The 25,664-nt window shown below is 42.9% G+C and carries 27 protein-coding genes; 10 read left to right on the forward strand and 17 right to left on the reverse strand.

Going from position 1 to position 25,664, the window contains the following annotated elements; all coding sequences use genetic code 11:
• The first annotated feature begins 56 nt into the window (after window positions 1-56).
• From UFB30_RS14455 to UFB30_RS14475, 5 genes are all read left to right on the forward strand, one after another.
• Window positions 57-569, forward strand: coding sequence for a DUF4178 domain-containing protein (locus tag UFB30_RS14455; protein WP_322422410.1), 513 nt, complete (start codon window positions 57-59; stop codon window positions 567-569).
• A 19-nt stretch (window positions 570-588) separates the two neighbouring features.
• Window positions 589-1,254 carry a PspA/IM30 family protein gene (locus UFB30_RS14460; RefSeq protein WP_322422411.1) on the forward strand — a complete coding sequence of 222 codons (666 nt, stop codon included), beginning with the start codon at window positions 589-591 and terminating at the stop codon, window positions 1,252-1,254.
• A gap of 176 nt (window positions 1,255-1,430) precedes the next feature.
• The gene (locus tag UFB30_RS14465; protein WP_322422412.1) at window positions 1,431-2,018 is read left to right on the forward strand and encodes a DUF4247 domain-containing protein; all 588 of its coding nucleotides are present in this window, start codon (window positions 1,431-1,433) and stop codon (window positions 2,016-2,018) included.
• 26 nt (window positions 2,019-2,044) lie between these two features.
• A complete protein-coding gene (locus UFB30_RS14470) occupies window positions 2,045-2,440 on the forward strand; it encodes a DUF350 domain-containing protein (protein WP_322422413.1) in 396 nt (131 codons plus the stop codon).
• Between the two features lie 31 nt (window positions 2,441-2,471).
• Window positions 2,472-4,025, forward strand: a complete 1,554-nt coding sequence (locus UFB30_RS14475; protein WP_322422474.1) for a polyamine aminopropyltransferase — start codon at window positions 2,472-2,474, stop codon at window positions 4,023-4,025.
• 232 nt (window positions 4,026-4,257) lie between these two features.
• Here UFB30_RS14475 and UFB30_RS14480 read toward each other — a convergent pair whose 3' ends face one another.
• Complete coding sequence (locus tag UFB30_RS14480; RefSeq protein ID WP_322422414.1) at window positions 4,258-6,687, reverse strand: S8 family serine peptidase; 2,430 nt, start codon at window positions 6,685-6,687, stop codon at window positions 4,258-4,260.
• Between the two features lie 329 nt (window positions 6,688-7,016).
• Between UFB30_RS14480 and UFB30_RS14485 the strand changes: the two genes are divergently transcribed.
• The gene (locus UFB30_RS14485) at window positions 7,017-7,409 is read left to right on the forward strand and encodes a hypothetical protein (RefSeq protein WP_322422415.1); all 393 of its coding nucleotides are present in this window, start codon (window positions 7,017-7,019) and stop codon (window positions 7,407-7,409) included.
• 57 nt (window positions 7,410-7,466) lie between these two features.
• Here UFB30_RS14485 and UFB30_RS14490 read toward each other — a convergent pair whose 3' ends face one another.
• Window positions 7,467-8,183: a YebC/PmpR family DNA-binding transcriptional regulator gene (locus tag UFB30_RS14490; protein ID WP_322422416.1), complete on the reverse strand. Its 717-nt coding sequence runs from the start codon at window positions 8,181-8,183 to the stop codon at window positions 7,467-7,469.
• Window positions 8,184-8,359: 176 nt separating this feature from the next.
• Here UFB30_RS14490 and UFB30_RS14495 point away from each other — a divergent pair, with 176 nt between their 5' ends.
• Window positions 8,360-9,097 carry an SDR family NAD(P)-dependent oxidoreductase gene (locus tag UFB30_RS14495; protein ID WP_322422417.1) on the forward strand — a complete coding sequence of 246 codons (738 nt, stop codon included), beginning with the start codon at window positions 8,360-8,362 and terminating at the stop codon, window positions 9,095-9,097.
• A 567-nt stretch (window positions 9,098-9,664) separates the two neighbouring features.
• Here the strand turns inward: UFB30_RS14495 and UFB30_RS14500 are convergent.
• From UFB30_RS14500 to UFB30_RS14515, 4 genes are all read right to left on the reverse strand, one after another.
• The gene (locus UFB30_RS14500) at window positions 9,665-10,162 is read right to left on the reverse strand and encodes a DoxX family protein (RefSeq protein WP_322422418.1); all 498 of its coding nucleotides are present in this window, start codon (window positions 10,160-10,162) and stop codon (window positions 9,665-9,667) included.
• Between the two features lie 174 nt (window positions 10,163-10,336).
• Complete coding sequence (locus UFB30_RS14505; RefSeq protein WP_322422419.1) at window positions 10,337-11,164, reverse strand: NAD(P)H-hydrate dehydratase; 828 nt, start codon at window positions 11,162-11,164, stop codon at window positions 10,337-10,339.
• 14 nt (window positions 11,165-11,178) lie between these two features.
• Window positions 11,179-11,922 (reverse strand): YqcI/YcgG family protein, encoded by a 744-nt coding sequence (locus tag UFB30_RS14510; protein WP_322422420.1) that lies wholly within the window; start codon window positions 11,920-11,922, stop codon window positions 11,179-11,181.
• A 110-nt stretch (window positions 11,923-12,032) separates the two neighbouring features.
• On the reverse strand, window positions 12,033-13,463 hold the full coding sequence (locus tag UFB30_RS14515; protein WP_322422421.1) for an MDR family MFS transporter: 1,431 nt from the start codon (window positions 13,461-13,463) through the stop codon (window positions 12,033-12,035).
• Window positions 13,464-13,598: 135 nt separating this feature from the next.
• Here UFB30_RS14515 and UFB30_RS14520 point away from each other — a divergent pair, with 135 nt between their 5' ends.
• Complete coding sequence (locus tag UFB30_RS14520; protein WP_322422422.1) at window positions 13,599-14,042, forward strand: MarR family winged helix-turn-helix transcriptional regulator; 444 nt, start codon at window positions 13,599-13,601, stop codon at window positions 14,040-14,042.
• Between the two features lie 202 nt (window positions 14,043-14,244).
• On the opposite strand, the gene UFB30_RS14525 is transcribed toward UFB30_RS14520, so the two are convergent.
• The 3 genes from UFB30_RS14525 to UFB30_RS14535 form a co-directional block, all read right to left on the reverse strand.
• Window positions 14,245-15,024 carry a Cof-type HAD-IIB family hydrolase gene (locus UFB30_RS14525; RefSeq protein ID WP_435390894.1) on the reverse strand — a complete coding sequence of 260 codons (780 nt, stop codon included), beginning with the start codon at window positions 15,022-15,024 and terminating at the stop codon, window positions 14,245-14,247.
• Window positions 15,025-15,122: 98 nt separating this feature from the next.
• Window positions 15,123-15,905: an SDR family oxidoreductase gene (locus tag UFB30_RS14530; RefSeq protein ID WP_322422423.1), complete on the reverse strand. Its 783-nt coding sequence runs from the start codon at window positions 15,903-15,905 to the stop codon at window positions 15,123-15,125.
• A gap of 64 nt (window positions 15,906-15,969) precedes the next feature.
• Window positions 15,970-16,599 carry a transporter gene (locus tag UFB30_RS14535; RefSeq protein WP_322422424.1) on the reverse strand — a complete coding sequence of 210 codons (630 nt, stop codon included), beginning with the start codon at window positions 16,597-16,599 and terminating at the stop codon, window positions 15,970-15,972.
• A 151-nt stretch (window positions 16,600-16,750) separates the two neighbouring features.
• Here UFB30_RS14535 and UFB30_RS14540 point away from each other — a divergent pair, with 151 nt between their 5' ends.
• Window positions 16,751-17,098, forward strand: a complete 348-nt coding sequence (locus UFB30_RS14540) for a hypothetical protein (RefSeq protein WP_322422425.1) — start codon at window positions 16,751-16,753, stop codon at window positions 17,096-17,098.
• Between the two features lie 42 nt (window positions 17,099-17,140).
• On the opposite strand, the gene UFB30_RS14545 is transcribed toward UFB30_RS14540, so the two are convergent.
• On the reverse strand, window positions 17,141-17,947 hold the full coding sequence (locus tag UFB30_RS14545; protein ID WP_322422426.1) for a hypothetical protein: 807 nt from the start codon (window positions 17,945-17,947) through the stop codon (window positions 17,141-17,143).
• A 34-nt stretch (window positions 17,948-17,981) separates the two neighbouring features.
• Window positions 17,982-18,386, reverse strand: coding sequence for a hypothetical protein (locus UFB30_RS14550; protein WP_322422427.1), 405 nt, complete (start codon window positions 18,384-18,386; stop codon window positions 17,982-17,984).
• 170 nt (window positions 18,387-18,556) lie between these two features.
• On the opposite strand from UFB30_RS14550, the gene UFB30_RS14555 reads away from it, so the two are divergent.
• Window positions 18,557-19,864, forward strand: coding sequence for a cytochrome P450 (locus UFB30_RS14555; RefSeq protein WP_322422428.1), 1,308 nt, complete (start codon window positions 18,557-18,559; stop codon window positions 19,862-19,864).
• A 28-nt stretch (window positions 19,865-19,892) separates the two neighbouring features.
• Here UFB30_RS14555 and UFB30_RS14560 read toward each other — a convergent pair whose 3' ends face one another.
• From UFB30_RS14560 to truA, 6 genes are all read right to left on the reverse strand, one after another.
• Complete coding sequence (locus UFB30_RS14560) at window positions 19,893-21,023, reverse strand: GGDEF domain-containing protein (RefSeq protein ID WP_322422429.1); 1,131 nt, start codon at window positions 21,021-21,023, stop codon at window positions 19,893-19,895.
• A gap of 206 nt (window positions 21,024-21,229) precedes the next feature.
• The gene (locus tag UFB30_RS14565; RefSeq protein ID WP_435390895.1) at window positions 21,230-22,186 is read right to left on the reverse strand and encodes a LacI family DNA-binding transcriptional regulator; all 957 of its coding nucleotides are present in this window, start codon (window positions 22,184-22,186) and stop codon (window positions 21,230-21,232) included.
• A 194-nt stretch (window positions 22,187-22,380) separates the two neighbouring features.
• Window positions 22,381-23,199: a DUF817 domain-containing protein gene (locus UFB30_RS14570; RefSeq protein WP_322422431.1), complete on the reverse strand. Its 819-nt coding sequence runs from the start codon at window positions 23,197-23,199 to the stop codon at window positions 22,381-22,383.
• Window positions 23,200-23,219: 20 nt separating this feature from the next.
• Complete coding sequence (uppS, locus tag UFB30_RS14575; RefSeq protein ID WP_435390896.1) at window positions 23,220-23,906, reverse strand: undecaprenyl pyrophosphate synthase; 687 nt, start codon at window positions 23,904-23,906, stop codon at window positions 23,220-23,222.
• A 202-nt stretch (window positions 23,907-24,108) separates the two neighbouring features.
• Window positions 24,109-24,555 (reverse strand): staygreen family protein, encoded by a 447-nt coding sequence (locus UFB30_RS14580; RefSeq protein ID WP_322422433.1) that lies wholly within the window; start codon window positions 24,553-24,555, stop codon window positions 24,109-24,111.
• 329 nt (window positions 24,556-24,884) lie between these two features.
• The gene (gene truA, locus UFB30_RS14585) at window positions 24,885-25,622 is read right to left on the reverse strand and encodes a tRNA pseudouridine(38-40) synthase TruA (RefSeq protein WP_322422434.1); all 738 of its coding nucleotides are present in this window, start codon (window positions 25,620-25,622) and stop codon (window positions 24,885-24,887) included.
• Window positions 25,623-25,664 lie beyond the last annotated feature (42 nt).

The raw sequence follows: 25,664 nt of genomic DNA on the forward strand, positions 1-25,664 counted from the left end.
TTCTCACGTATAAGGTATTGTAGCAGGAAAGACATAGAAAAAAGGATGATGAACAGATGAGCTTTTTTAAGCGGCTGTTTGGCGGAAAAACAGATTCGCGTCCGGAAGTGAAGGACAGAACAGTGCATAACCTGAAAATCGGTGACATTGTCACTTACGACCTTCAGGATTATGAAGTAGTCGGGAAGCTATCTTATAATGACCACGGCTTTAAATGGTCAGCCTATCAGCTTCAGGGCGTGCAGGAAGTCATTTGGCTGGGTGTTGAAATGGATGATGAGCTTGAGCTTGGTATTTACAAAAAATCAACGCTCAAACTGCAGGAGCCACTGCCAAAGGAAATTGAGTATGAAGGTACAATGTATTACCTGGATGAGACCGGCTCAGCCATTGTAAAGGGTGAGGGTAGAAGTCAAAATGTAGACGGTGTAAAATGTAAATACGCTGAATACTATGATGAAGATGATGAAAAAGCATTGTCAGTTGAGATCTGGGGCGGTGATGTTGAAGCCAGCACAGGTTACAGTATTGAAGAATATGAGCTAAAAATTATAGCAGGATCACATTAAAAAACTGGAGGAATGACAAATGTTTCAATTTTTCAAACGTGTAAAAACAGTAGTAGGTTCAGAATTAAATTCAATGCTGGATAAGGCGGAAGATCCGGTAAAAATGCTTGATCAGTTCATGCGTGAAATGGAAGCCGATATCCGCGAGGTGGAAACAGCAGTTGCAAAACAGATCGCAAGCGAAAAAATGCTTCAGAAGAAAGTTGAAGATGCAGAAAGCATGATGAAAAAGCGTGAAGAGCAGGCAATGAAAGCGATCGAATCCGGTAATGAAGACCTTGCCCGCCGCGCGCTGGAAGATAAAAAGAATCACGCAGACCAGGCTTCTTCTCTTCAGGATTCATATGCAAGAGCAAAAGAAGATGTTGCAGGTCTCAGAACGAAGCTGGATGAGATGAAGAAAGAATATAACGAAATGAAGATGAAAAAAGATTCATTGAAAGCCCGTGCAGAATCAGCAAAAACACGCACAAAAATGAACCGTACCCTTTCAGGCATCAACAATGACGCTTCACGCGGCGGCTTTGAAAGAATGGAAGAAAAAGTAATGCAGTTTGAAGCTGAAGCTGAAACAAGTGAAGACCTTCGCCAGTCAAACCGCAGCCTTGATGATGAGTTCGATGCGCTTGATAACAGTGTAGATGACGAGCTTGCTGCACTGAAGAAAAAAATGGGTAAAGAATAATAAGGTTTGGGCCGGCGTGACATATTTTGTGTCACCATGGCCCTTCTTTTGCTGTTAGATGTGAATGTTTGTATCCAGAAACCCATCAATAGCGGCCTGAACTAATCGAATCACTATTTCTTTTCAAGACAGACCTGACTTACAAAGTAAATCCACAGAGAAAGGACGGTGAGCATATGAAACGGTCAATCATGTCACTTATGATTATTACGGTCATGCTATTTGTTACTGCATGCGGAGAAAGTGAAGGCTCTATCTTTAAAGACGGCATTGAAGATTATATCAGCACTACATATACCTTATACGATACAGTCGAAAGTGCGGAGAACAGTGACCGCTACGCAAGAATTTATCAGGCTGAAAATAAAGAACTCTCTGCAGTATCAGAAGAACTTCAAAGCCATGAAAATCCTGATGAAATGAGTGATATCAATAACGGGAAACAGATTTTTATCTTTGATAATGTATTCGTTACCCTTACTGAATCAGAAGATGATCCGGACAATACGATGATTGAAGTTGCTGAACAGGAATTTGCACGTAACAATTACGGACCAAGCTTCTTTGAGGGCTATCTGCTTGCAAGCCTGATCTCAAACATTTTCGGGAACAACTGGTACGATTCACGCAGCAGACAATGTAACCTGAACCCTGAACGCTGTTATGGCGGCTATAATGCAGCAGGCTCTTACGTTGGAAAGAGCACCACACCAACCATTCGTGGTTCGAGTAACCGTGGCGGTGGCGTCGGTTTTGGAAAATAAAGCTTATTTTGAGAGGAGAAAATGAAATGGAACCATTCTTATTAACGATTATGTATTTTGCAATTGCAATTGTCGTCATCCTGATTGGGGTTGCAGTATTTGAACTCATTACGACGAAATATAAAGACTGGGATGAAATTCTTGCCGGAAATAAAGCGGTAGCATTATCAATCAGCGGAAAAATTATCGGGATCAGCATCATTCTGGCTTTTGCGATCTACCACAGCTTTGCTGTCTGGGAAACACTTGTCTGGGGAGGACTTGGCGTTGTCCTTCAGATGATCGGCTACCTGCTTTTTGAAGCTTTCACACGTAAATTTTCTGTTGAAGAGCAGCTTCATAAAGGAAACCTGGCAGTCGGGATCATCAGCTTTGGTGTATCAGTTGGACTTGCGTTTGTAATTGGCGCTTCAATTACATAATTAAAAGGTTAGGAGCTTCACCATGAAGACGATGAATGAACTGGGTATTAAACAAAGTAAAACAATCTACTGGGCTTCAGGAATCGTTTCAATATGCGGCATCATATTTGAAGTATTATTCGGAGCTGCAGGCTCTTACATTTTGGGAGATGGTGTGAAGCAGTATACGCTCACCATCTCGCTTTTTTTGACCGGAATGGGTATTGGGGCCTCAATCAGTGAACGTGTCACACGTAACCTGATCCCCTCTTTTATCTGGATCGAATATGCAATCGGAATCATCGGCGGACTTTCCACTTTTCTTTTCTTCGGCGTGACCGCTTTTCTTCCTGATGGAACAGATGCAATTTTTCTTTATTCCATTACGCTGATTGTCGGCGGGCTGACCGGACTTGAGCTGCCGATCTTAATCAGAAAAGCAAATGATATCGGCGTAACGCTCAGGAAAAGTACTGCCCGTGTCCTGTTTTCTGACTATGCAGGCGGACTGATTGGCGGATTACTTTTTGTATTCTTCCTCCGTCCGGAATTCGGTCTGGTTAAATCAGCATTCTTTGTCGGTTTAATTAATGTGGGCGTCGCATTGTGGGTGCTGTTTTATTTCAGAAAAGAAATTAAACGCTTCAGACTTCACCTTGCAGCCGGTATCGGATTTTTCCTGGTGCTGTTTTCAGGTATTTTCTGGGGAGAGGAAATGGCTTTTTCTTTTGAACAGAAGCTGTACCGTGACCCGATTATCTACCATGAACAGACAGAGTATCAGCAGATCATTCTCACAAAAGAGCGCGGCGATGTGAGGCTGTTCTTAGATGGTCAGCTGCAGATGAGTTCGACTGATGAATACCGCTATCATGAAACACTCGTTCACCCTGCTGTTGAAGCGGCTGAATCACCTGATAATGTTTTAGTACTCGGGGGTGGTGATGGCCTGGTGCTGCGTGAGCTTTGGAAATACGATGAAGTAAATTCAGTGGATCTTGTTGATCTGGACCCTGCTGTTGTTGAGCTTGCTGAGACAAATTATGACCTGCTTCAGCTGAATGAAGGTGCTTTCAGTGATCCGCGTGTTACAGTACATCATGAAGACGCATTTTCATTTATGGAACAGTCTGATGAATTTTATGATGTGATTATTGTAGATCTTCCTGATCCGAACAATGAATCATTGAATAAGCTCTATACCCTGCAGTTCTATCAGCTGCTGCGCAATTCCCTAGAACCGGGTGGCGCGATGATGATCCAGGCAACGAGTCCGACTTTTGCGACTGAAGTATACTGGACAATTGATCACACTGTAAAAGAAACCGGACTGCATGTTGAAAATTTGCATGTAGATGTACCGAGCTTTGGTGACTGGGGCTTTATCTTTGCAGAACGTGAAGATTCAGGGGCTTTAGATGAGATGTCCATTAATGTGGAGACAAGGTTTTTAAACGAAGAAACCCTGCAGAGCTTAAGAACGTTTGGAAAAGATATTGATCGTGACATTACGGATGATAAAGGAAATACGTTTGAATACAAACCGAATACGTTAATTGATCCGATTCTGCTTGAGATGTATGATAAAGCATGGATTAATTATTAACAAAAGGCTGAGACATAAAAAATGTCTCAGCCTTTTAAAGTCGTTTCGCTGCGCTTCAGGCGGACGCTTTCCGGACGGAGGTTGCTGAGCCTCCTCGCCTTCGGCTGCGGGGTCTCAGCTTCCCTCTATTCGTCCCGGAGTCGCCGCCTTACGCTCCGCTGCACTAAGTTTAATTCTTATAATAAGAGATGTTAGAATCTAATTTTTCTTTTGCCCCAACCTCTTAAAATAACTATTCCATCAGGAAGTTTGCTCCTGCAAGATCAGTTTGACCTTTTAACGTTGCGTAAGCATAGACGTTATAATATTTTCCTGCCTCAAGCTTCTCACCGTTTACCTTACCATCCCAGGCAAACGTCTGGAAACCTGATTCTACATCTTCAACAATGGCAATGTCACCAACATAAACCCCTGGTGTACCAGCTTCATTTGATGTATATACAAACAGATCAACTGTCTCTGCACCACCAGGGAAGTATCCTTCAATCGTGAATACATCTCCATCCTGGTAAACACCCATGCTTGTTACGCGAGGGTAATCCGGCTCACCAACAAATAGAATCGTTGGAACGTCTACTGTCTGTGATCCGTTTGATACTGTAATGCTTCCCTCATAATAACCAGCCTCAAGCTTTGAAGCATCAACCTGAACGTTCAGATTAATCTTTTTAGAGCTGTTTGCATTTACTTTCGTATTGCCACTTGCGCTGACTTTGATTGCATCATTGTTCTTACCGAAGTCCACATCAAATGAATAGTCTACTTTCTGATCAGAAAGATTCTTCACTTCAAAGTGGTTCTTTTCAACCTGCTTACCATTCGATTTAACAAACTTGCCAAATGAATGACTGCCATTTCCTACAAGGATATCAGTTGCAATCGCATCAGCAACACGGATGCTTCCTGCTCCCTGTGAGTTATGTGCATATGGCTCTCCAGTAGTTGGATCAATAACCTCAGCAGCTGTATTCATCAGCGCTGCTTTTACATCGTCCACTGACCAGTCAGGGTTTGCCTGAAGAACAAGTGCTGCTGCACCTGCTACGTGAGGTGATGCCATACTTGTACCCTGTAGTGCTGCATAACCGTAAGGCTGATCCGGGTTATGTGTTGGAATTGTGCTGACGATATTTACACCAGGCGCTGAAACGTCAGGCTTGATCATCCATGTATCAACGACTGGTCCACGAGATGAGAATCCTGCCATTGACTCCCCTACTTCACGGTCAAATGCTGTGTTGAATGATACTGTGTTGTTACCTGCTTCAAGCTCAGCAAGTAATTTCAGACCATCTTCATTGTTCATTTTAATTGTTGGAAGAGAAATGCCCGGGATATCCGGCTGCTCTCCTGGAATGTTGTTAAAAATAATTGCGCCAACTGCACCTGCAGCTTTTGCATTATCTGACTTATCAACGAAAGGATAGCTTCCACGCTGAATCAGCGCAATTTTACCTTCAAGATTTTTCCCTTCGAAATCTGCCGGACCACCAAGTCCAACATATACGAATTCAAGCTCCTGACCATCCAGTCCAAGAATCGCTTCATCAGACGGGAAGCCCATTACTTTAGCTGAAGGGAACTCTGCATCTCCTGCAGTGTCAACTGAAGCAGTGAATACATTGTAAGGAAGCTGTGTAGCTCCTACTGAGATCGCTTCACGTGAAGTACCAGGTGAGCCGACAGTCCAGTTATTTGGACCACTGTTACCATTTGAAGTAACAGCTACAACGCCCTCTTCCATTGCCCAGTCAAGCGCGATAGAAGTTGCCCAGTCAGGTGCATTTAATGAGTTACCCAGCGAAAGGTTCATAATATCTGCACCGTCCTGAACGGCTCTTTCAATACCGGCAACAACGTTTTCAGTTGAACCGCTTCCGCCAGGTCCAAGTACACGGTATGCAAGAAGTGTCGCATCCGGTGCAACACCTTTAATGCCGCCATTAGCAGCAACAGTTCCTGCTACGTGAGAACCGTGAAGTGTCGATTCACCACGAGGGTCTCCAGCAGGTGTTTCCTGTGGATCTTCATCATTGTCTACAAAGTCATAACCTTTGTACTCACCAAAAGCATGTGCAAGATCCGGGTGCGTGTAATCTACACCAGTATCAATAACAGCAACCGTAACGCCTTCACCTGTAAAACCTTCAGCCCATGCATCGTCAGAGCCGATAAACGGGGCACTGTCGAACATTTCAGCCTTCAGATTATCCTGTGAAACCGGCGTTGCTTCATCAACTACCGATGCAGTGTATGTAACGTTTGGATAGACTGCTTTTACACCTTCTACAGCGAGTAAAGCAGGCACATCCTTTTCAGAAAGCTCTAATGAGAATCCAGAGAATACTGTATCGTACTCCTTATGAACCTCTGCACCTGAAATTTTCTCAAGCACGTCAGACTTAACTTCTCCACGCTTATTTTTCAGATTACCTTTTGATTGTGAAACGCCTTTTGACTTTGCCTCAGCAATTGAAGGCTCGTCCAGTTCAACAATAACTGTTGTTTCTTTACCGGACTGGAAATTAAAATCTCCTTTTAGCTGAGCAAGACTTTCCGCGTCTTTAGGTGCAGAGTTTGCTCCAGCCCCCATGCCGAACGCAGACAGGACCAATAGCAGTGCTGATGTCGAAATGAGTGATTTTGCCGATCTCTTTTTCATCCTTTTTCCCCTTTCAAATTTATAAATGTAAAACTTTTATCATCCACTCCTTCCATATATTAAAAATAGTGAACATATACAATATTCAGACATTTAGGGTTATTTTCCTAGAGTGTATTTTCTTATTTTTCCAATAAATTTTATGTGATATATTACGCATGCCTTTTCTCTTATATAGGGCAATTGACACAATATACCTACCTGCCGTATAGATAAATAGTTCGTTTCCCTAGATAAGTTCTATGATTCTTTTAGTGTTTCGCCTTTTTTAATAGAAGCCCTGTCCAAACTCTATTAAATTCATATTCTATTATCAGGAGGTGAAAAGAATGACTTGCAAAAACCACTATAAACAGCCACTTGGTTCAATCGGCAAATGTGACTGCGACTGCCCTAAGCGTCCGCGTCCAGACAAACATGTCCTCATGCTGTTTGAAAACTGCGCACCATTTGCCGGAAACAAATACACACCATGCAACACGATCTACGACACTCAGCCGGACTCTCTTCCAGTCACAATGGCGGCAACAATTGAAAACTTCAGTACGAACTGGATCAACGTTACGATTTTTCGTAAAGGTGACGTACCTGCTGTCATCCCGGTACAGGGCAAATCTTCTCTGACTTTCGTCTACGATAAAGTCCTCCGTATCGACGTGAGCTCCTGTGAAGAATACACTGGATCATTTAAGCACCAAATCACGTATGAAGTAGAGAAGTAATAATAGACAGCCACACTCAAAAAGACGGACGACCACTAAGGTCGTCCGTCCCTCCATTTAATTCATTTCTACGTTATGATAAACCTGCTGAACATCCTCAAGCTCTTCAAGTGCACCAAGCAGCTTCTCAATCTGTTCCTGATCCTCTTCAGATACCTCAACATCATTCTGTGCAAGCATCGTCAGCTCTGCCACCGTAAATTCTGTGATACCACTTTCCTTCAATGCCTGCTGTACCGCATTATACTGATCAGGTTCTGCATAGATAATGACTGTACTCTCTTCTTTCAGTACATCACGCACATCAATGTCACTCTCCATCAGCAGCTCAAGAATATCGTCAGCTGATTTATCTTCAACACCAAATACAGCAGTTGAATCAAACATATAGGAAACAGAGCCGCTCACACCCATGTTCCCGCCGTTTTTGCCAAATGCTGCACGCACTTCTGACGCTGTACGGTTCACATTATTTGTGAGGGCATCAACAATAATCATTGAACCCCCGGGACCAAACCCTTCATAACGCAGGCTGTCATAATTCTCTTCGCCGCCACCCTTTGCTTTTTCAATCGCTCTTTCAATAATGGCTTTTGGCACATTATAAGTTTTTGCACGATCAAGCACCATGCGAAGTGCTGTATTCGCTTCAGGATCCGGCTCCCCCTGCTTTGCTGTTACATAAATCTCTCTCGCAAATTTGTTATACACCTGACTCGTATTTGCATCCTTCGCCGCTTTTTTCTCTTTAATATTATTCCACTTACGTCCCATATATTTCACTCTCTTTCATTCAATAACTGTCTGCCTTTTCACTATACTGATTTTAGTAAAAGAAGGCAAATTGCTTACGTCGTATTACATTTTTAAAACAAATGCAGGATTTGGAAGGAAGCTTAAAAGTTATGTCGAATGAATGTATTGGAAGTCAATTTAAAGGAGGAAATATGATGATCAATTTATCAGGAAAAACTGCAATTGTAACCGGTGGTGCCTCAGGAATTGGACTTGCAACAGTAGAAGCATTTGTCAATAAAGGAATGAACGTTGTCCTCGCTGACTTTAATGAAGAAGGCGGACAGGCTGCAGAAGCAAAGTTTAAATCCGATCAGGTAAAGTATATTCATGTCGATACCGGTAACGAAGAATCCGTCAGAAGCATGATTGAATACACATTGAAACATTTTGGACAGCTTGATGTACTGGTGAATAATGCAGGAATCGGCGCGCTCGCTGAAACACATGAATTATCAACCGAAGATTATAAAAAAGTCATTGCCGTTAACCAGGACGGTGTATTTTACGGGTCAAAATTCGCTATCAGGGAAATGCTGAAAACCGGCGGCGGATCTATCGTAAACACCTCTTCCATCCTTGGATTTGTCGGACAGGCAGGCGCCTTTGCCTACAATGCAAGTAAAGGTGCAGTGAATACTTTAACGAAGTCACTTGCACTTGAGTATGCAGATAAAAAAATCCGTGTTAACTCAGTCAATCCAGGTTACGTAGAGTCAGGAATGGTCAACAAGGCTGCACTCGGCGACTACTATGACGGGCTGGTTGCCAGACACCCGATAGGCAGACTCGGTGTCCCGGAAGAAATTGCCCACGCGATTGTGTTCCTGTGTGAGAATGAATTTGTTACTGGGATTAATTTGCTGGTGGATGGCGGGTATACTGCTCAGTGAAGGGAAAAGCGGATGGCGCTTGGTCAGCTCCGGCAGGCATAATACGCGGAGGGGAAAACGGGTGACTTTCCCGTTTACCGATGCGTGGCTTATGACCCGAGGAGCTAGCGCCTGGAGCTGGACAATGTAGAAATGCGGAGGGCGCTTGGCACTTTAGTTGTCATAGAGCTGAAGCAGGCGTCTTTTTTATGTGATCGCAACATTTTTGAATGTGACCTGAGAACGACTGATACTATTCATATTCAAACCGCTGTCATTCATATGTCAGGAGAACAACATACAGCGATTGGCAACGGCGTTCGAAAAAACTAAAAGGTGATAGAAAAAATAAAAAGGTGAGCGAATTATCGTGATTGATGAGCTAATAATTCCTGTAAAACCCGCCCATGCCGAATAAAGTAGAAAGGTGATGGAATAACTACAATTGCTGATTGAATCCCATCCATTGCTGATAGAAATAATCCCCAGTCAGTTCCAGTCTCCCCTAACCCCCATCCTACACTTCCACCCAAACAAAAAGCCGAAGGACCAATCCAGCCCTCCAGCTCCTTCTCTTACTATTTCCTGCTAAGCATGTACCTCTCTCAAAGTACGTCTTGTTACTCTCTCTTTCGCCATTGGTACTGCCCATCTGTCTAATCCGAAACGAATTGCTGTATAGCCTGCGAACATGAGCACGACTGCTGCTGCCAGTAATACAGGGTTTGTGCTGATTGTTCCTGCAAGAAGGAAGTTAAGGTTCATGAAAGCTCCAGCCACTAAAGCCGGCATTGTCAGCAATCCAACGATCAGGCCTAATCCTACAAACAATTCTCCCCATGGAATCAGTATGTTAAAGATTTCTGCGTTTGGCAGTGCTACTGTTTCAAGGAAGGTACCGTACCAGCCTGCTACCACCGGTGCTTCTCCTCCTGCTTTTGCAATTGCCCCCTGGAGATAACCTGTCGCGTCGAATTCTCCTGTGACTTTACCCCAGCCTGCCTGTAACCATTGAACACCCAGCCATACTCTCAATACTGTCCAAATCCCTGCTGCCACTTTGCCGTTCCACCATTTTTCACCCATTGTATTTCTCTCCTTTTAATTGTGAAACTTTTCACATGTAAGTTTAAAAAAATAAGTGCCGTTTGCTGTGTTTCTGTTTGTGAAATGTTTCACATGTATTTGATACCCTTATAATAAAGCATATTTTCTAAATGCGCAATAGTTTGTTCAGTTTTTCACAGATTGTTCACGGACTTATTTTTTCTCAAAGTTCTTCCACACTTCTGGAAGTAAATCATTGATCTCACGGGCAAGCATGGCGTGTGCAGACTTCTTTTTAATCCACTCGTCTGCACTGGCTCCGTGCAGATAGACTGCATTTAAAATGGCGTGCTTCCAATCTTCATGACAGCAGATCATGCCGGTGATCATTCCTGTTAATGTGTCACCCGTCCCGCCTTTTGATAATGCACTGTTGCCTGTAGTATTTTCATAAATTTCTCCGTCAGGAAAAGCAGTAAGTGTCTTTTTTCCTTTTAAAACGACTGTGACCCCTGACTCTTTTGCAAATTCAGTGACTGTGACTTGTCTGTTCTCTTCAAGCTCCTCTTTTGAACAGCCTGAAATTCGCAGAAATTCCCCTGGGTGAGGTGTTAAAATGGTTGGCGCTTTACGCTTCGAATATGTTCTTTTACTTAATGCACCGGCATCGAGAATGACTGGAAGATTGGTTGAAAGAAAAGTCTTTACTGTTTGTTCCGTTTCATCATCCGCCTCTCTTCCAGGTCCTGCGGCAAGCACACGATATTGGTCAAATGACAGACTTTCAAGCCGCTCATAAAAGCCTGGTACAAAAGTTGTTTCAGGAAGATGCTGAATGATATATGGAATCACTGATTCTTCTGTACCGACTTCGAGCTTGCCAACCCCGCTTCTCATGCACGCGATCGCTGACAAGACAGCCGCTCCCGGCATGAATCTGCTTCCTGCTGCAATAAGGGCAGTTCCATATGTCCCTTTATGAGCGTCTGTTTTTCTTTCAGGTAAAGTGTTCATGACGTTTTTTGCATTCCACTTTTTCATCATGCCGGCTCCTTTCACGAATGTACTTTCATTTCCTTGTGCATAAACGGACATTTTCCTGTAATCGGTTCGATATCATCCCCGATAAATGACTGCTTCCATTCATTATGATCAGGATCACCATAGTGGCTGATATCAGGGTGCTTTGGAAGCTGATCCCATGCCTCTACGCGTTCACGTACTTTTTCACGTGACATGATACCGCCCTTTTCAGTCCCTTCAAGGCCCTGGAAAATCGCGCGCGGCTGAAAACCAAGCACCATGCTGTTGCCAAGATCCCTTGTCTTTCTTTGCTTATAGGCAGGCGCATTTCCGAATACAAAAATCGGTTCCCCTTTAAAATGAAAATCCCATAGGAAATGTTCAGGGTCTCTTGGATGATCCTCAGGCCATTCCACCGTATCCTGATCATGAAGGTACTGAATGATATCCCAGAATTGTGCACGATATTCCTCCAGCTTCCCTTCTTCTTTAAATGGCTCGACGAAAATAAACAGTCCGTGCTTAATTTTTGTTGCCTCATTAAATAAAGTCAGAAATTCTCCAACTGCATCGGGTAAATTGGTCCAGTCATCCTGCGATATGTATGCATAGCGAAGCTCTCCTTTTCGCTGACCTTTCATACCGAAGTAGCAGGGAAAAGTAGGATCCAGTACTATTTTTTCAAAAGTATTATATTCTTTAATCAGCCATTCCGGCAGCTGTTCATGATTCTCCATATCTTCTTTTGTGAGTAGTCCTGAACTCTTTAATGCCATTTGATTTCCTCCATTTACCTGTGATGATTGACTCTACCCTATATTTCCAGCTGGAAAACGTACGTGACGGATAAAAAAAGACAGTGCCCGCTGATGAGCACTGTCCTGATTTAGGCACGATTTTCATTCGCTATATCACGATCAATTTCTTTTTTAGATTTTACAAAGAACGCAAGGATCAGTCCGATCAGTGCAGTAATACCTGCAACGATAAATGAAACATTGACCCCGTGAACCATCCCTTCCATTCCTTGTGAAGGGATTGCTGCCGTGGACATCACTGTTACTAGCAGCGCTGTTCCGACTGCACCGGCAATTTGACGCATTGTATTATTCATCGCTGTACCGTGGGGAATCAGGCGAGTAGGCAGCTGATTCAGCCCTGCAGTTGTAACAGGCATCATCACAAGCGCCAGACCGAACATCCGAACAGCATTCACAGAAGCTAAATACGTAAATGTCGTTTCTGTTGTCAGGTTTGTAAACATAAATGTTGTAATTGTCAGCAGTGACATACCGGTAATCGCAAGCCATCTTGCTCCAAACATATCAAAGAGTTTTCCTGACACGGGGTTCATCAGTCCCATCAGCACTGCGCCTGGCAACAGCATTAATCCTGATTCAAACGCTGTAAATCCAAGCATGTTCTGCATCAGCAGCGGCAGTACAACCGCCCCTCCAATCATCGCAATAAATACAACCATTCCGATAATTGTCGTAATTGTAAACACTTTATTACGGAACACTTTAAACTCAAGCATTGGCTGCTCAAGCTTTGACTGTCTTGTAATAAAGATTGGCAGTGCAATCAGACCAATCACCAGTGAGATCAGCACCTGTGCACTCGCCCACCCGCTGTTTCCTGCAGTACTGAATGCATACAGTAATCCACCAAAACCAAGTGTGGAAAGCGCAATTGAAATCGGATCGACCTTCGGGAAAGTCTGCTTTGTTACATTTTTTAAAATAAAGTAAGCTACGATAATATCAATGATCACGACCGGAAGAATAATGTAGAACAGACTTCTCCATGGAAACTGATCTACCATCCAGCCTGATAATGTTGGACCGATTGCCGGTGCGAACGCGATAACAAGACCGAACATACCCATTGCCTGGCCCCGTTTTTCAATCGGGAATATTAAAAATAAAATTGTCTGCATCAGTGGCATGATAATGCCCGCTCCTGACGCCTGCAGCACACGGCCTGTCAACAGGAATCCGAAATTTGGCGCGATCGCACAAACAAGCGTTCCTAACGCGAATAATCCCATTGCTGTCAGAAATAATCTCCTTGTTGTAAACCTCTCAATTAAAAATGCAGTGATCGGAATCATAATCCCGTTTACCAGCATAAAGATTGACTGAAGCCACTGGGCAGTGGATGCATTTAATTGAAGGTCTTCCATAATTACAGGAATCGCAGTTGCCAGAAGCGTCTGATTTAAGATTGCAACAAATGCACCTGAGATCAACACAATCAGCAGTGGAATTTTATTAATACCAGCCCCGGCAGCAGGCTGACTTTCTGCATGTGCCATATCTATTTCCTTCTTTCTGTCTATTAAATTTCGCAAAACGAATCAAGTATTTGCATTATACAACTATATGATTGTATCATACAACTAATAGGTGGCAAGCAACTTGCTTAAAATGAAATGAAGGCGGTATTTCACATGAAAGAAGAATCATCAGCACAAATCGAGCTGGAAATGGCTGTTCTCTCCAGAAGGATTGCATCAGTTGCCAGAAGCAAACGGGAAGAAAATCTCGTCAGGGCAGCTTATCTGCTGTTATTTCAAATCTCAACGCATGGTCCCGCAGGTGTAAAAGGACTCGCTGAAGAACTTCAGCTGGATATTTCCACCGTCAGCAGACAGGCCGCATCCCTGGATCAAAAAGGATATATCAAGAAAATTCCCTATCCAAAGGACAAAAGATCCTATTTATACGAAATTACTGACGCCGGTCAGCGGGAAATGATCGAATATCAAAAAATTCGAAGAGAAAAAGTCGACCAGCTGCTATTTGACTGGACGGATGACGAACGCGAACAGTTCGGTCGTTTGCTGAAGAAGTTTAATGAGTCGGTGAAGGTTTACTGGTCGGGTGAGGAGTGAGTGGCCGGGTATGTTCCGGAAATATTTGATGTGGTTCAGGAGATTACGCTGGAAGTTCATCAAATTAATTCTAGTGTTCAGAAGATTTCACATACGGTTCATGAGTTTTTGGACAACGTTCATAAAATTGTATCAAAAGACCTACGCGATCTCGTCTCTTTAAATCACAAAAAACATCCGGCGCCTCCGCACCGGATGTTTTTTACTCAATCAGACCAGCCATCTTCAACCCGTGCAGGATACCATCTTCCTCAACAGATTTTGTTACGAATTTAGCAGATTTCTTTACTTCATCTAACGCATTCCCCATCGCAAAGCTGTTTTCCACTGCTGTCAGCATTTCGATATCATTCAAACCATCACCAAATGCATATTGACGCGCAGGCGGGTAGCCAAGCTGTTCAACCATTCTGGCGATCCCCTGTGCTTTTGATCCGCCTCTTGGCAGGATATCCACTGAATAGGAATGCCATCTGATAAAGTCAAAGTCTTTGAATGTTTCCCGGTACTGTTCCTCTTCCCCGCGCTCACAAAATAGCAGCGATTGATAAAGCGGACGATCCACGTGATAGTCTGGATCGTGCGTTGGTTCCATGCCGATTTTCAGCGTGCCGATGCTCTCTTCTATATAAGCATGCTGACGTACGTTGGCTTTCATATCCTTATGGTCCATGTAGACAACCGGATGTTCATTTTCAACGGCTGTTGCTGTCAGCTTTTTCAGTGCGTCCGCGTTAAGTGGATTTGTGTAAATGACTTCATCATTCAGCACAACGTACTGACCGTTGTAGCTGATAAATGAACGTATACCTAGTTCTTTTCTGAGGTCCTCATACATAAACGGTGCGCGTCCTGTTGCAATTGCGACTTCATGTCCAAGCTCCTGAAGTTTAAAGATTGCCTGTTTTGTTGAAGCAGGAAGTTTCTTGTCGTGGTTCAGCAGCGTGCCGTCTATATCAAAGAAAATAATACTTTTTTCCATTATAAATCCTACCTTTTTATTTATTTTGTATATACAGTTTAACTGAGATTGTCATTTTTCGCACAGAAAAAGCAGCTGACGGTCAGCTGCTTCATCGGTTAAATCTCCATATCCCATCGTTCTTTCTGCGTTTCCTTTAACTGGTCTTCTGTTTCCTGCGGATAGACGGTCCGGAATTTGTGATGATCTGCGGGAATGATGTCGATCATTTTTCTGATCATATCTTCAGGATCAAATTCCTTTAGTCCTTCTTCCTGTTCAATCATGTCTTCTTTACGTGTGAAATGTTCGTTTTCGTTATACCATTTCCACTTTTCCTCAGCGCTGCGCTTGTTAAAGCCTGTAGCAAATGGTCCCGGATTAATCGTAGCGACCTGCACGCCGAATTCTTCAAGCTCGGCTTTCATTGTCTGGGCAATGCCTTCAAGCGCATGTTTTGTCGCAGTGTATGGTCCGACATATGGTGTTGCTGAGATTCCTGCCATTGAACTCATAAAGACAATTTTACCGCTGCCTTTTTTCACAAGCTTCCGGGCTGCCAGCTGAACGGATTCAAGCGTTGCAAATACATTTACTTCAAACAATGCACGAAAACGGTCCATCGGCACTTCACCGAGTGGTCCACCTTCATTAATCGCTGCATTGGCAACGAAAATATCAAAATCATATTTTACGATTTCTGCAAGGTCACGCTGATTTGTGATATCCAGTTTGAATACTTCTATTTCAAGCCCCTGAGCCTCGGCTTCTCTCATCAAGTCCGTTTTCTGTGCAGTCAATTCTGTTGTCGCAATCACCTTATGTCCCTCTTTTGCAAGTCCCAGAGCTGCCCCTCTTCCCAGACCGGTTCCTGCACCGGTAATAAAGATTGTTTTACTCATCAATAAACTCCTCCTGTCAACAAGTCATACCCCACTTGTTCCCAACAGAAGGAAAATTGAAACGTCAGGAGGAGGACACTTTACTTTTTACATACTTTTTAAATGAAGCAAATGTATGATCAAATCTATTAAATAGCCACTGCAGTGCAATCCCATGAAGGATGACACCGATGATTGAATTAATAATCACAAAGGTGTGCATCAGAGTTGATTCAATTTCATAAATGCGCCGGCCGAAAAACAATAGCTGGCTGAAAATGAATGTGAGGGCTTCTGAATACGTTGTAATGACATTTGGCATTTGCCAGATGATGAGAGACTCTATGAAAAATAAACCAATAACACTTATCAGAAGAATCATTTTAGAAGCGTTACTGGCTTTATCGATCACCGGCTGAACGTAATGTTTGGTAATAGTTTTCGTACGGAACAGGTAGATCACCCGGACGATTCTTGCAGCCTGAAAAAACTGGTCAAACGGAATAATTGCAATGGTCAGAAACGGGTGCTTTTTAATGAACCCCCATTTGGAATCCGCCCTGAATAATCTTATGGCAAAATCGATAAAAAAGATCAGCCAGACGATCCAGTTTGTAAGAGAGCTGTATGGCTGGTCACTCCATAATGTTGTAATCGTAAAGATAACAAGTATGATCATGAAGCCTTCATATATTTTTGAGAGTATAGATGACATCAATGATCACCTTCCTTTAAAAAACTTCATATTTATCGTACCAAAGAATCAGTCATTTGGTTTCAAAAATAACGAAATTTCACCGCAGACATAATTTATTTTCTGATGCATTAACTACTATATAGACACCATTTCAGAGAGGATGAAAAAAATGAACCATGAACAGGCACAGACTGAGACCTGTATCTCCATTATTCATAAGAATGTGAGAGTTGAAGCCATCGTAACAATCAAACCGACTGTAAAAATAACAGAGGGTTACAGTATTGAATGTACTCCATGCACCTTAGAGGAATCAGATTTAGAGCCGTCTTATCCCAGATTTGGCCTGAACAAATATAAAACAAAAGATAAAAAACATGATGATGGCTGCAGATTTACAGTGTCTCAGGATTTATGTATTAAGATTCCACTGAAATTTGAAGCAGACGCTTTTGTAAAACCGGGTGAGGTATATTGCGATCCGGAAGCACCTGACTGTCTGGATGATGAAGCTTAACCATTGTTAAAAGGCTGAGACATAGGTCTCAGCCTCATTCAGTTATTCAAGATCATCGTTTTGGTTTGATGGACATACGTTACCTGCAACAGCTTCTCCGCAGGCGCCTCCTGATGGCACTGCACTTACATCTGCAGAAAACTTCAAAGGAATTGTTACGCAGATGACCTGTGAAACATCAAATGTGCAGGAGCCTGTGTTAGGAAGTGGCTCAAACCCTGGAAGATCATCACATGTTGTATTGATGACAGGACCATTAATACAGCTTACTACTGGCTGTCTGGCATTGACCCGTGGTGTAAGCGTCACATCTGCCTGTGCACAGATTTCGGCTGTTACTTCCTGTGTACACCCCTGAATGATGACACATGGAATTTGCAGACCGTCAGTGAATCCTGCATTTGTTTCATTTGCAGCACCTCCGCCTCCGCCAACTTTCACACCTACTCGTCCAGAAAAAAATGCAAATTCGTCCGGACTGACATTATAAATCAGTTCAAGCGTTACGCAAGTGCCCATTCCTACATCAATATTTCCAAACTCTACTTTAAAGTTAGGTACTGCAAAGAACGCATCACCCTCAGGCGCAATCGTCAATACCGTACCATTCACTCTTGCCTGAGCAGGAAGAATTCCGCCTTCACAGATCTGAAAGTTGATATGACTGATACCAAAACCAGGCACATTATTACAATTACATACTTTGTAGAAAACACTTGTCTGACCCGGATTCGGTCCTTGTACCGGCACACCCTGCAGCTGGACTCCGTACTGAAGATCTCCCCCATTAGGCACGTTGATACATACATAGTCTCCTGTGAATAAAGCATCACAAAGTGGACAACTCATTTACTCACCTCCTCTATTATTTTCGTTCGTATGATTAACCCCCGTTCACTGCTGATGGACATATATCCCCAGCTACAACCCCGCCACAAGCTCCACCTGATGGCACTGCATCCACGTCTACTGAGAAGTCTAATGGAATTGTGACGCAGATCACCTGTGATACGGTAAATGTGCAGTTACCGTTGTTATTCAGAGGTGTAAACCCAGGAACCTCTAAGCATGTCGTATCAATTAGCGGACCATTGATGCAGGTAACAGTCGGAGTCAGAGACTGAACTCTTGGTGTCAGCGTCACAGTCGCCTGTGCGCAGACTTCAGCTGTTACCTCCTGTGTACAAGCAGGGATTGCGTCCTGTAAAAGCCGGGCATTGCCGTTTAAGCGGTTTGCAGTTCCAGCTGTTCCGCCGCAACCACATCCTGATTGATTTGTAGAAGCCACTCATTTCCCCCCTTTTTAAGCCGGATATTGTATCTTATGCTTCAAAACTTTTAAACGCTTAGTCGTTTTCCATAGATTTGATAAAACAGTACCAGCGTTTATGAAAATCACTCAAGGGTAGGTACAGAAGTACATACATATTAATCATCTTTATAAAGGAGCTGCTCTGAATGGATGTTAGAAAGCCTGTTCCGCGTGCCAAAGGAATCGACAATTCACTTTCACTTATTAAAGAAGGTTTTACATTTCTGCCAAACCAGCGTAAAAAACTTGGTTCTGACATTTTTGAAACAAGACTGCTGGGTAAAAAGGCCATTTGCATGGCTGGAGAAGAAGCTTCTGAACTGTTTTATGATACGGAAAAATTTAAACGTGAAGATGCTATGCCAAAGCCTCTTAAGATGTCATTGTTTGGTGATGGAAGCCTGCACGGAATGGATGGCGAAGCACACCGGAACCGGAAACGTACATTTCTTTCAATGTTTACGCCGGATCGGGTAGAGGATTTGAAGCGGCTGGCACTTGAACACCTGGATGCAAGGGTAAGTCAGTGGGAAAAAGAAGACACGGTGTATCTCTTTGACGAAATGCAGGAGATTCTTGCAAGAGCCGGCTGTGAGTGGGCTGGTGTTCCGCTTGAAGATGGTGAAGTAAAACAGCGTACGGGTGAAATGATTGACATGATTGATTCATTCGGCGGTTCTCTTTCAAGGTTTAAAGATGGCAAAAAAGCCCGTGACAGTCATGAGGAATGGCTGCAGAAGATTATTAAGGGTGTGCGAAAAGGAAAAATGAGTCCTCCTCCAAATTCCGCTGCTTATATCATGGCACATCACCGTGAAACGGACGGGAAGAGATTTGATAAAGGTACTGCTGCGGTTGAATTAAGTAATTCATTCAGACCCCTTTTGGCAACTGCTTACTTCTTAACATTCGGTGTGCTCGCGATGCATGAGCATCCTGAATCAGTGGAGAAGTTGAAGCATCAGCCAAAGTACAGCCATTTGTTTGCACAGGAAACGCGAAGGTATTACCCTTTTGTGCCTGCGATGGCGGCCAAAGTGAAAAAGAACTTTACGTTTAAAGGGTACAAATTCAAAAAGGACACACTCGTTGTTCTTGATATTTTCGGTACAAACCGTCACCCTGACAGCTGGGAAAGTCCGGATTCTTTTATCCCTGAACGCTTTGAAGGATGGAAAGGCAGCCCTTTTTCTTTTATTCCACAGGGTGGAGGCGATCATCATACGGGACACCGCTGCGCAGGTGAGTGGCTGACGGTGATTGTGATGAGTGCTTTCTTTGAATTCTTTGCAAAGAACCTCACGTATGATCTGCCTGAGCAGGACTTATCTTTCAGCATGGAAAGAATGCCGACATTTCCAAATAGCAGGCTGATCATTCAACATGTCAAAAAGACTGCTGATTATGACAAAAATCTGAAAGAATTGTTGGATGGATTTTCTGCTGTCAGATAACAAAAAAAGAGGCCCGGGGCCTCTTTTTTTAAATCATTTTACCCTGACCCTGCATCAGCTTGGATGAGCGTTTGTACTGATACATTTTTTCATCCGCCGTCATGTACATCTCATTTAAAGTCATATGCTGCTGATACATTTCATATCCATAGCTGAAATGTAAGTGTTTCAGCACAGGGTCTTCCTGTTTACTGAGCTGACGGTCAATTTCAGCTGCAATAAGGTCCGGCTTAATATGATCTCCTTCAATGATAATGATGAATTCATCCCCGCCGAGTCTTGCAATCAACCCTTTTTGTTGAAATGACTTTCTCAATACATTCGCAAAACCAACAAGCACCTGATCCCCTTTTTGATGACCATGCTCGTCATTGATTTCTTTAAAATAGTTCAGATCCATCAGCATAATTCCGAAAGGCTTGTCAGTTTCTTTCAAATGCTTCAGGTAAGTCTCGTAGCTGTGCCGGTTGTAGAGCTTTGTAAGAAAGTCTTCTTCTGCCGTAGTGGATTCTAAAAATATGTATGCCACCAGGATACCCAGCACACCGGAGGTCCATGAAAAATAAAGCTTTGAATCAAACATCTGAATCACCATACCGAAGATCGGCAGAGCGAAGAACCCCATAAAAATATTGATAACGTATGAACTTGTGTTTTTACGGTTTTTCAATAAGAAATAAATCATGTAAAGATAAAAACTGGCCAGTACAACGTAGTGAACTTCCTTAAATGCCCCACTGCTGTAGCTGTTTGAAACAGGATCCACATCAAAATACAATGGATACACCATATTCACCAGCAGCACGAAGAACGTCAGGACACTTAAGTGCTGATAATAGCCTTTTTTGATAATCCGCTTCGGGTCTTTGAAAATGTGGTAGTCCACATATGAAAGCATTAATCCGCCAAGGACAGGCCCAACAAGAAACAGGAAAAAGTTTGTGCTGTATTCCAGAAAATAAGCACCCGGGAAAAGCATCCCGTCAAAAATCCATGTAGCAGGCTCCAGTGTCATCGCAATTGCACTTGTAATCATAATTGAAATCAGCAGCTTCTTACTGAAGGTTTCAACTTTCGATCTCATTTTCACGATGATATAAAGGATAATCAATATGGCAAAGGCAAAGACGTTCAGCTGAAATTGCACTAAATAATCCATATTCCCTCTCCTATCCAATTGTTATGCAAAGCAAAAGACCCATTTTAACTTTATTATCCTACTTTTTTAACTAATGTCAAAGTAATTTTTTCTCAATTAAGAATGTTCAGTTATATTTATTTTTAACTGATGATGATCAGGCACATATTCCCGGATCATTAAAAAAAGCATGCTGCAATTCCTCTTCAGCATGCCTCGTTTTCATCTCAAACTGTTTTTCTTTCAACAAGCTTTACATAGACTTCTTCTTTGGAAATCTCCTGCTTAAGCGACTGCCTGAACAGCTTTCTCCCCATTTCTTCTAAAGGCAGTTCAATAGTTGTAATTGAGAGCATCCCGGCAATTGGATGATTATCAAACCCCATGACACCAAGATCTTCAGGCACGCTAAAGCCTTTTTCCTGCGCCTTTATCAGAATCCCTGCTGCTGTCTGGTCATTTGTCACTAACAGCGCATCAGGCCTTTGAGTTGCGACGCTAATCTCCTCTAACACCCGCTCACCATCCTGAACATGGTAGCAATTTTCAAAGATCCAGGACTCATTAACCGGAAACTGTCTGCTTTTTAGAAAATCCCGGTAGGCACGTTCTCTTGCCTGACTGTTCGTCCCGGACCTTCTCCCGATACAGTACCCAATCTGCTGATACCCTTTCTGATCCAAATAATGCAGTGCGTTCAAAAATACCTGGTACTGATCAATAAATGTATAAGAAACGTCCTCCTGAATCTCTTCGCACATCACAATCGGGCCAAATGACTGATACGGTTTTATGACTTGCCACTCACTGGACCTCGAACAGAAAATCAATGCATCGATCTGCTTGTGCTTTAACATTTCAAGTGCTTCAATTTCCTGGTCAGCCTGATAATCCGTCTGAAACAGAACAAGCTTTTTCCGATGCGCGCGGGCTTCTTCTGCGAGTCCCTTCAGAAGCGCAGCAAAATAAGGATGATCAGTAAAAGGTAAGACTACACCGATCATCCCGGTCTGACCCGTACTCAAATTGACCGCATTCATATTCTTTACATATCCACTTTTCTCAATCGCAGCCAGTACAGCTTGCCGCTTCTCTTCCTGTACATACGGATGATGATTCAGCACTCTGGACACTGTTGTGACCGACACACCTGCGATCCTCGCTACATCACGAATATTTGCCACCATCTCACCTCAACGGAAATAATCTTCAAAAGAGTTAATCGGCTGAACGCATTCAGGCTTCATCCTGCTGCCAGCCAGACATGAAACGTACACTGCCGCACATAAACCAATTAAATAAAACATAACGCGTCCCCTCCCTCCATTCTGATACATTGAACGTAAAGGATGAAACGCGTTTCAGGTCAAGCATGTCTTCATATTTTATCACAGCGCGATTCTTTTACCCGCTTCAGACCCGCCACAATGAGAAAGCTCACAATCACTAAAAGAATCCATGAACTCACCTTCCCTACATGAACAATTTCCCACCCCTCCTGCTGGTTCGGATACTGCCAGGCATTAAAGTATGTAGCAACATTTTCAGCAATCCAGATAAATAATCCGGTTAAGATAAATGAGAAGATCAGCGGCATTTGATACTTTTCTGATCTGATGTGAAAACTGACTGTCGTCTTAAAGAAGATGATGACAACACAGCCCAGTAAAATCCATCTGATATCCAACCAGACATGATGGGTAAAGAAATTCAAATAGATCATAAACGCCAGCGGTATCACCAGCCAGGGTGCCGGCCAATTGATCATCCTTACATTCAGCCTTCTCCATGCCTGACACAAAAAGCTTGCAACACTTGCGTACATGAATCCGCTGTAGAGTGGAACATCAGCGATCTTAAAGATGCCGGATTCAGGGTAAAACCATGACCCCATATTCACTTTATATACTTCAAGGATCAGCCCAATGATGTGAAAGAGACAGATGACTTTTAATTCATCAGCCGTCTCAAGACCTGAACGGACCATCCACCATTGCATGACAAGAAAAATAATCAGCAGCCAGTCATACCGGGCGAGTATTGGAAGCGGCAGGACTTCTGTCAGTGCCAGAGACAGGAAGATTACTGCCGGGAAAATGCAGGAGAGGGCAAGCTCTTTCACAAAGTGTATAAGCTGGAATCCGGTATAAATCAACCTTCCTTTCAGAGACTGCTTTGTTTGAATGAGTACACTCATGCTGCCACCCCCTTTTCTGCTTACAATCCCCCAAAGCGTCTGTGTCTCACATTGAACTCATTGAGTGCCTTATCAAATTCCTCATTTGAGAAATCAGGCCACAGCACATCAGAAAAGTAAAATTCCGTATAAGCCATCTGCCACAGAAGAAAATTACTCAGCCTTTTCTCCCCGCCTGTTCTGATCAGCAAATCAGGTTCCGGCATTTGATTTGTATAAAGGTACCTCTCAACAGATTCTTCAGTAAACGCAATGCCTTCCTCTTTCATGGTTTCAAAGGCTTTAAGAATTTCCTGCCTCCCGCCATAATTCAGCGCAAAATTAAGCTGTAACCCATCATTTTTTGCAGTCTTTTTCACTGCATGCTTTAATGCCTCACGGGTGCTGTAAGGTAGCTGCTGCAGGTCTCCAAGTATGTTGATCTTTACATTATTTCTCATTAACTCAGGAAGATATTGAAACAGAAACTTCTTTGGCAGCTGCAGAATAAATTCAACTTCCTTTTGCGGCCGCTTCCAGTTTTCCGCTGAAAACGTATAGAGTGTTAAAAACTTCACGTTTCTTTCAGACGCTCTCTTTACAATTCTCACCACCGCCGATACCCCTTCAAGATGACCATCAGTCCGTGAAAGCCCCCTTCTCTCTGCCCAACGTCCGTTTCCATCCATGATAATTGCAATATGTGAAATGCCTGCTGATTGATTCATTTCCCCATCACCTTCCGATTTGAAATTCATTTGTTTTGATTTGATTATAAATATATTTTTATTGATAATCAATAAATTTTTATTAATTAATAGAAATATAAGCAGCAAAGGGACATACAGAAGGAATATGAGATAATAAAAAAACCCTGAAGGCAGACATTTGAATCGTCGCAATCCAGGATATTTTTAGATCAAAATCAATTTATTGATAGTCACCAGGAGTCCCCCAGTTCTCAAATTTGTTATACAGTGGATTTGTTGAATCAAAATGAATCCAAATTGGTGCGTTGTCCAGTTCTGAATGAGCTGCAAAGAATGTTCGATCTCCATACCTGATTGCCTCCAAAGCTAAAGGCAGTTCACGCCTGAAAATGGCATCACGCACTGCCGTAACTGCAGGGCCAAATTCTCCGTCCACATATACATATACGTATAGATACGGAAATCCATTATTCATCCTCCATTCCGCCAGCACTTCATCCCTCATGACATTAATCTTTTCATAAGCAAATTGCAGACCAATCGTAAGGAAAAGGTCTGCAGTGATGTCGGAGTGAGTTAATGTATATTTCCTGCCTATTATCGGTTCAGTCATCGTCACACCAGGTCTGAATTCAACATTCAACTTATCCGGATTGAGTTTTTTCAATTGATCACCTTCCTGAAATATACTGCACTGCATATCTTATTTCTGGGCTTTCTTGAAGCTGGCTGGTGATTTCCGCTTCAGGGGGACTTCGCTGCCGGGCGGTGAGCTCGCAGGCTTCTCATGGCCTCACACGTCCCTTCCTGCCACAGGATTCGCCCCCTTACGCTCCAATCACCAGCTCGGCAAATACATTTTTAAATTTTATTGTCCTTCATGAAAATGTATGTACGATAGAATGAATGATATAAAAAAGCACTCACTTCATTTGAGTGAATGCTTTAAAATCATTTTATTAATCAGGAGCTTGTTTGGACTCAGATCTGCATGATCTAAAAACCGACCTTCTCCAAATACAACCCTTCTGCATCAGCCATGCGGCCTGTCTGGATTCTTTCTTTTGATTCAAGAATGCCAGGAATTGAAGCAGGATCCATTTCTCCTGATCCAACTTCAATTAAAGTTCCGACAATTTTTCTCACCATATTGTAAAGGAAGCCGTTGCCCCGGATTTTAATTTCGATAAAACCGGCGTTTTCCCCTATCTCAAGTGAGTATACTTCCCGCACCATGGATTTTTTCTTGGACTTTGCGTTGGAATAGGATGTAAAATCGTGCTCACCAAGGAAGTATTGAGATGCTTTTCTCATCTTTTCGATATCAAGCTTTTCTTCTACATGCATGCTGTACTTCCGCATGAAGGGATGGGTATACTGCTCGTTCCAAATTTTATACAAATACGTTTTATCCTTCGCATTATAGCGTGAATGGAAACGGTCATGCATAAGTGTCACATCAGTCACACTGATATCATGAGGAAGATACCTGTTTAGATACTTCATTACTTCATCTTCCGTTGCCTGTTTACGCATTTTAAAATTAGCGATTTGTGCAAGGGCATGGACACCTGCATCCGTTCTGCCGGAACCAATGATTTCAATCTTTTCTCCAGCCAGTTCTGTTAATACATTTTCTATTTTACCCTGAATCGTGTTATCGCTGTTCCCGAGCCGCTGCCAGCCCTTGTAACGCCCGCCGTCATACTGAATGGTTAATTTGTAATTATTCATTTAAATCTCCTGTTCTTTAATCATCGATCCCGGACACATCAT

Origin of the sequence: Jeotgalibacillus haloalkalitolerans, from assembly GCF_034427455.1 — a bacterium.
Classification (GTDB): Bacteria; Bacillota; Bacilli; order Bacillales; family Jeotgalibacillaceae; genus Jeotgalibacillus; species Jeotgalibacillus haloalkalitolerans.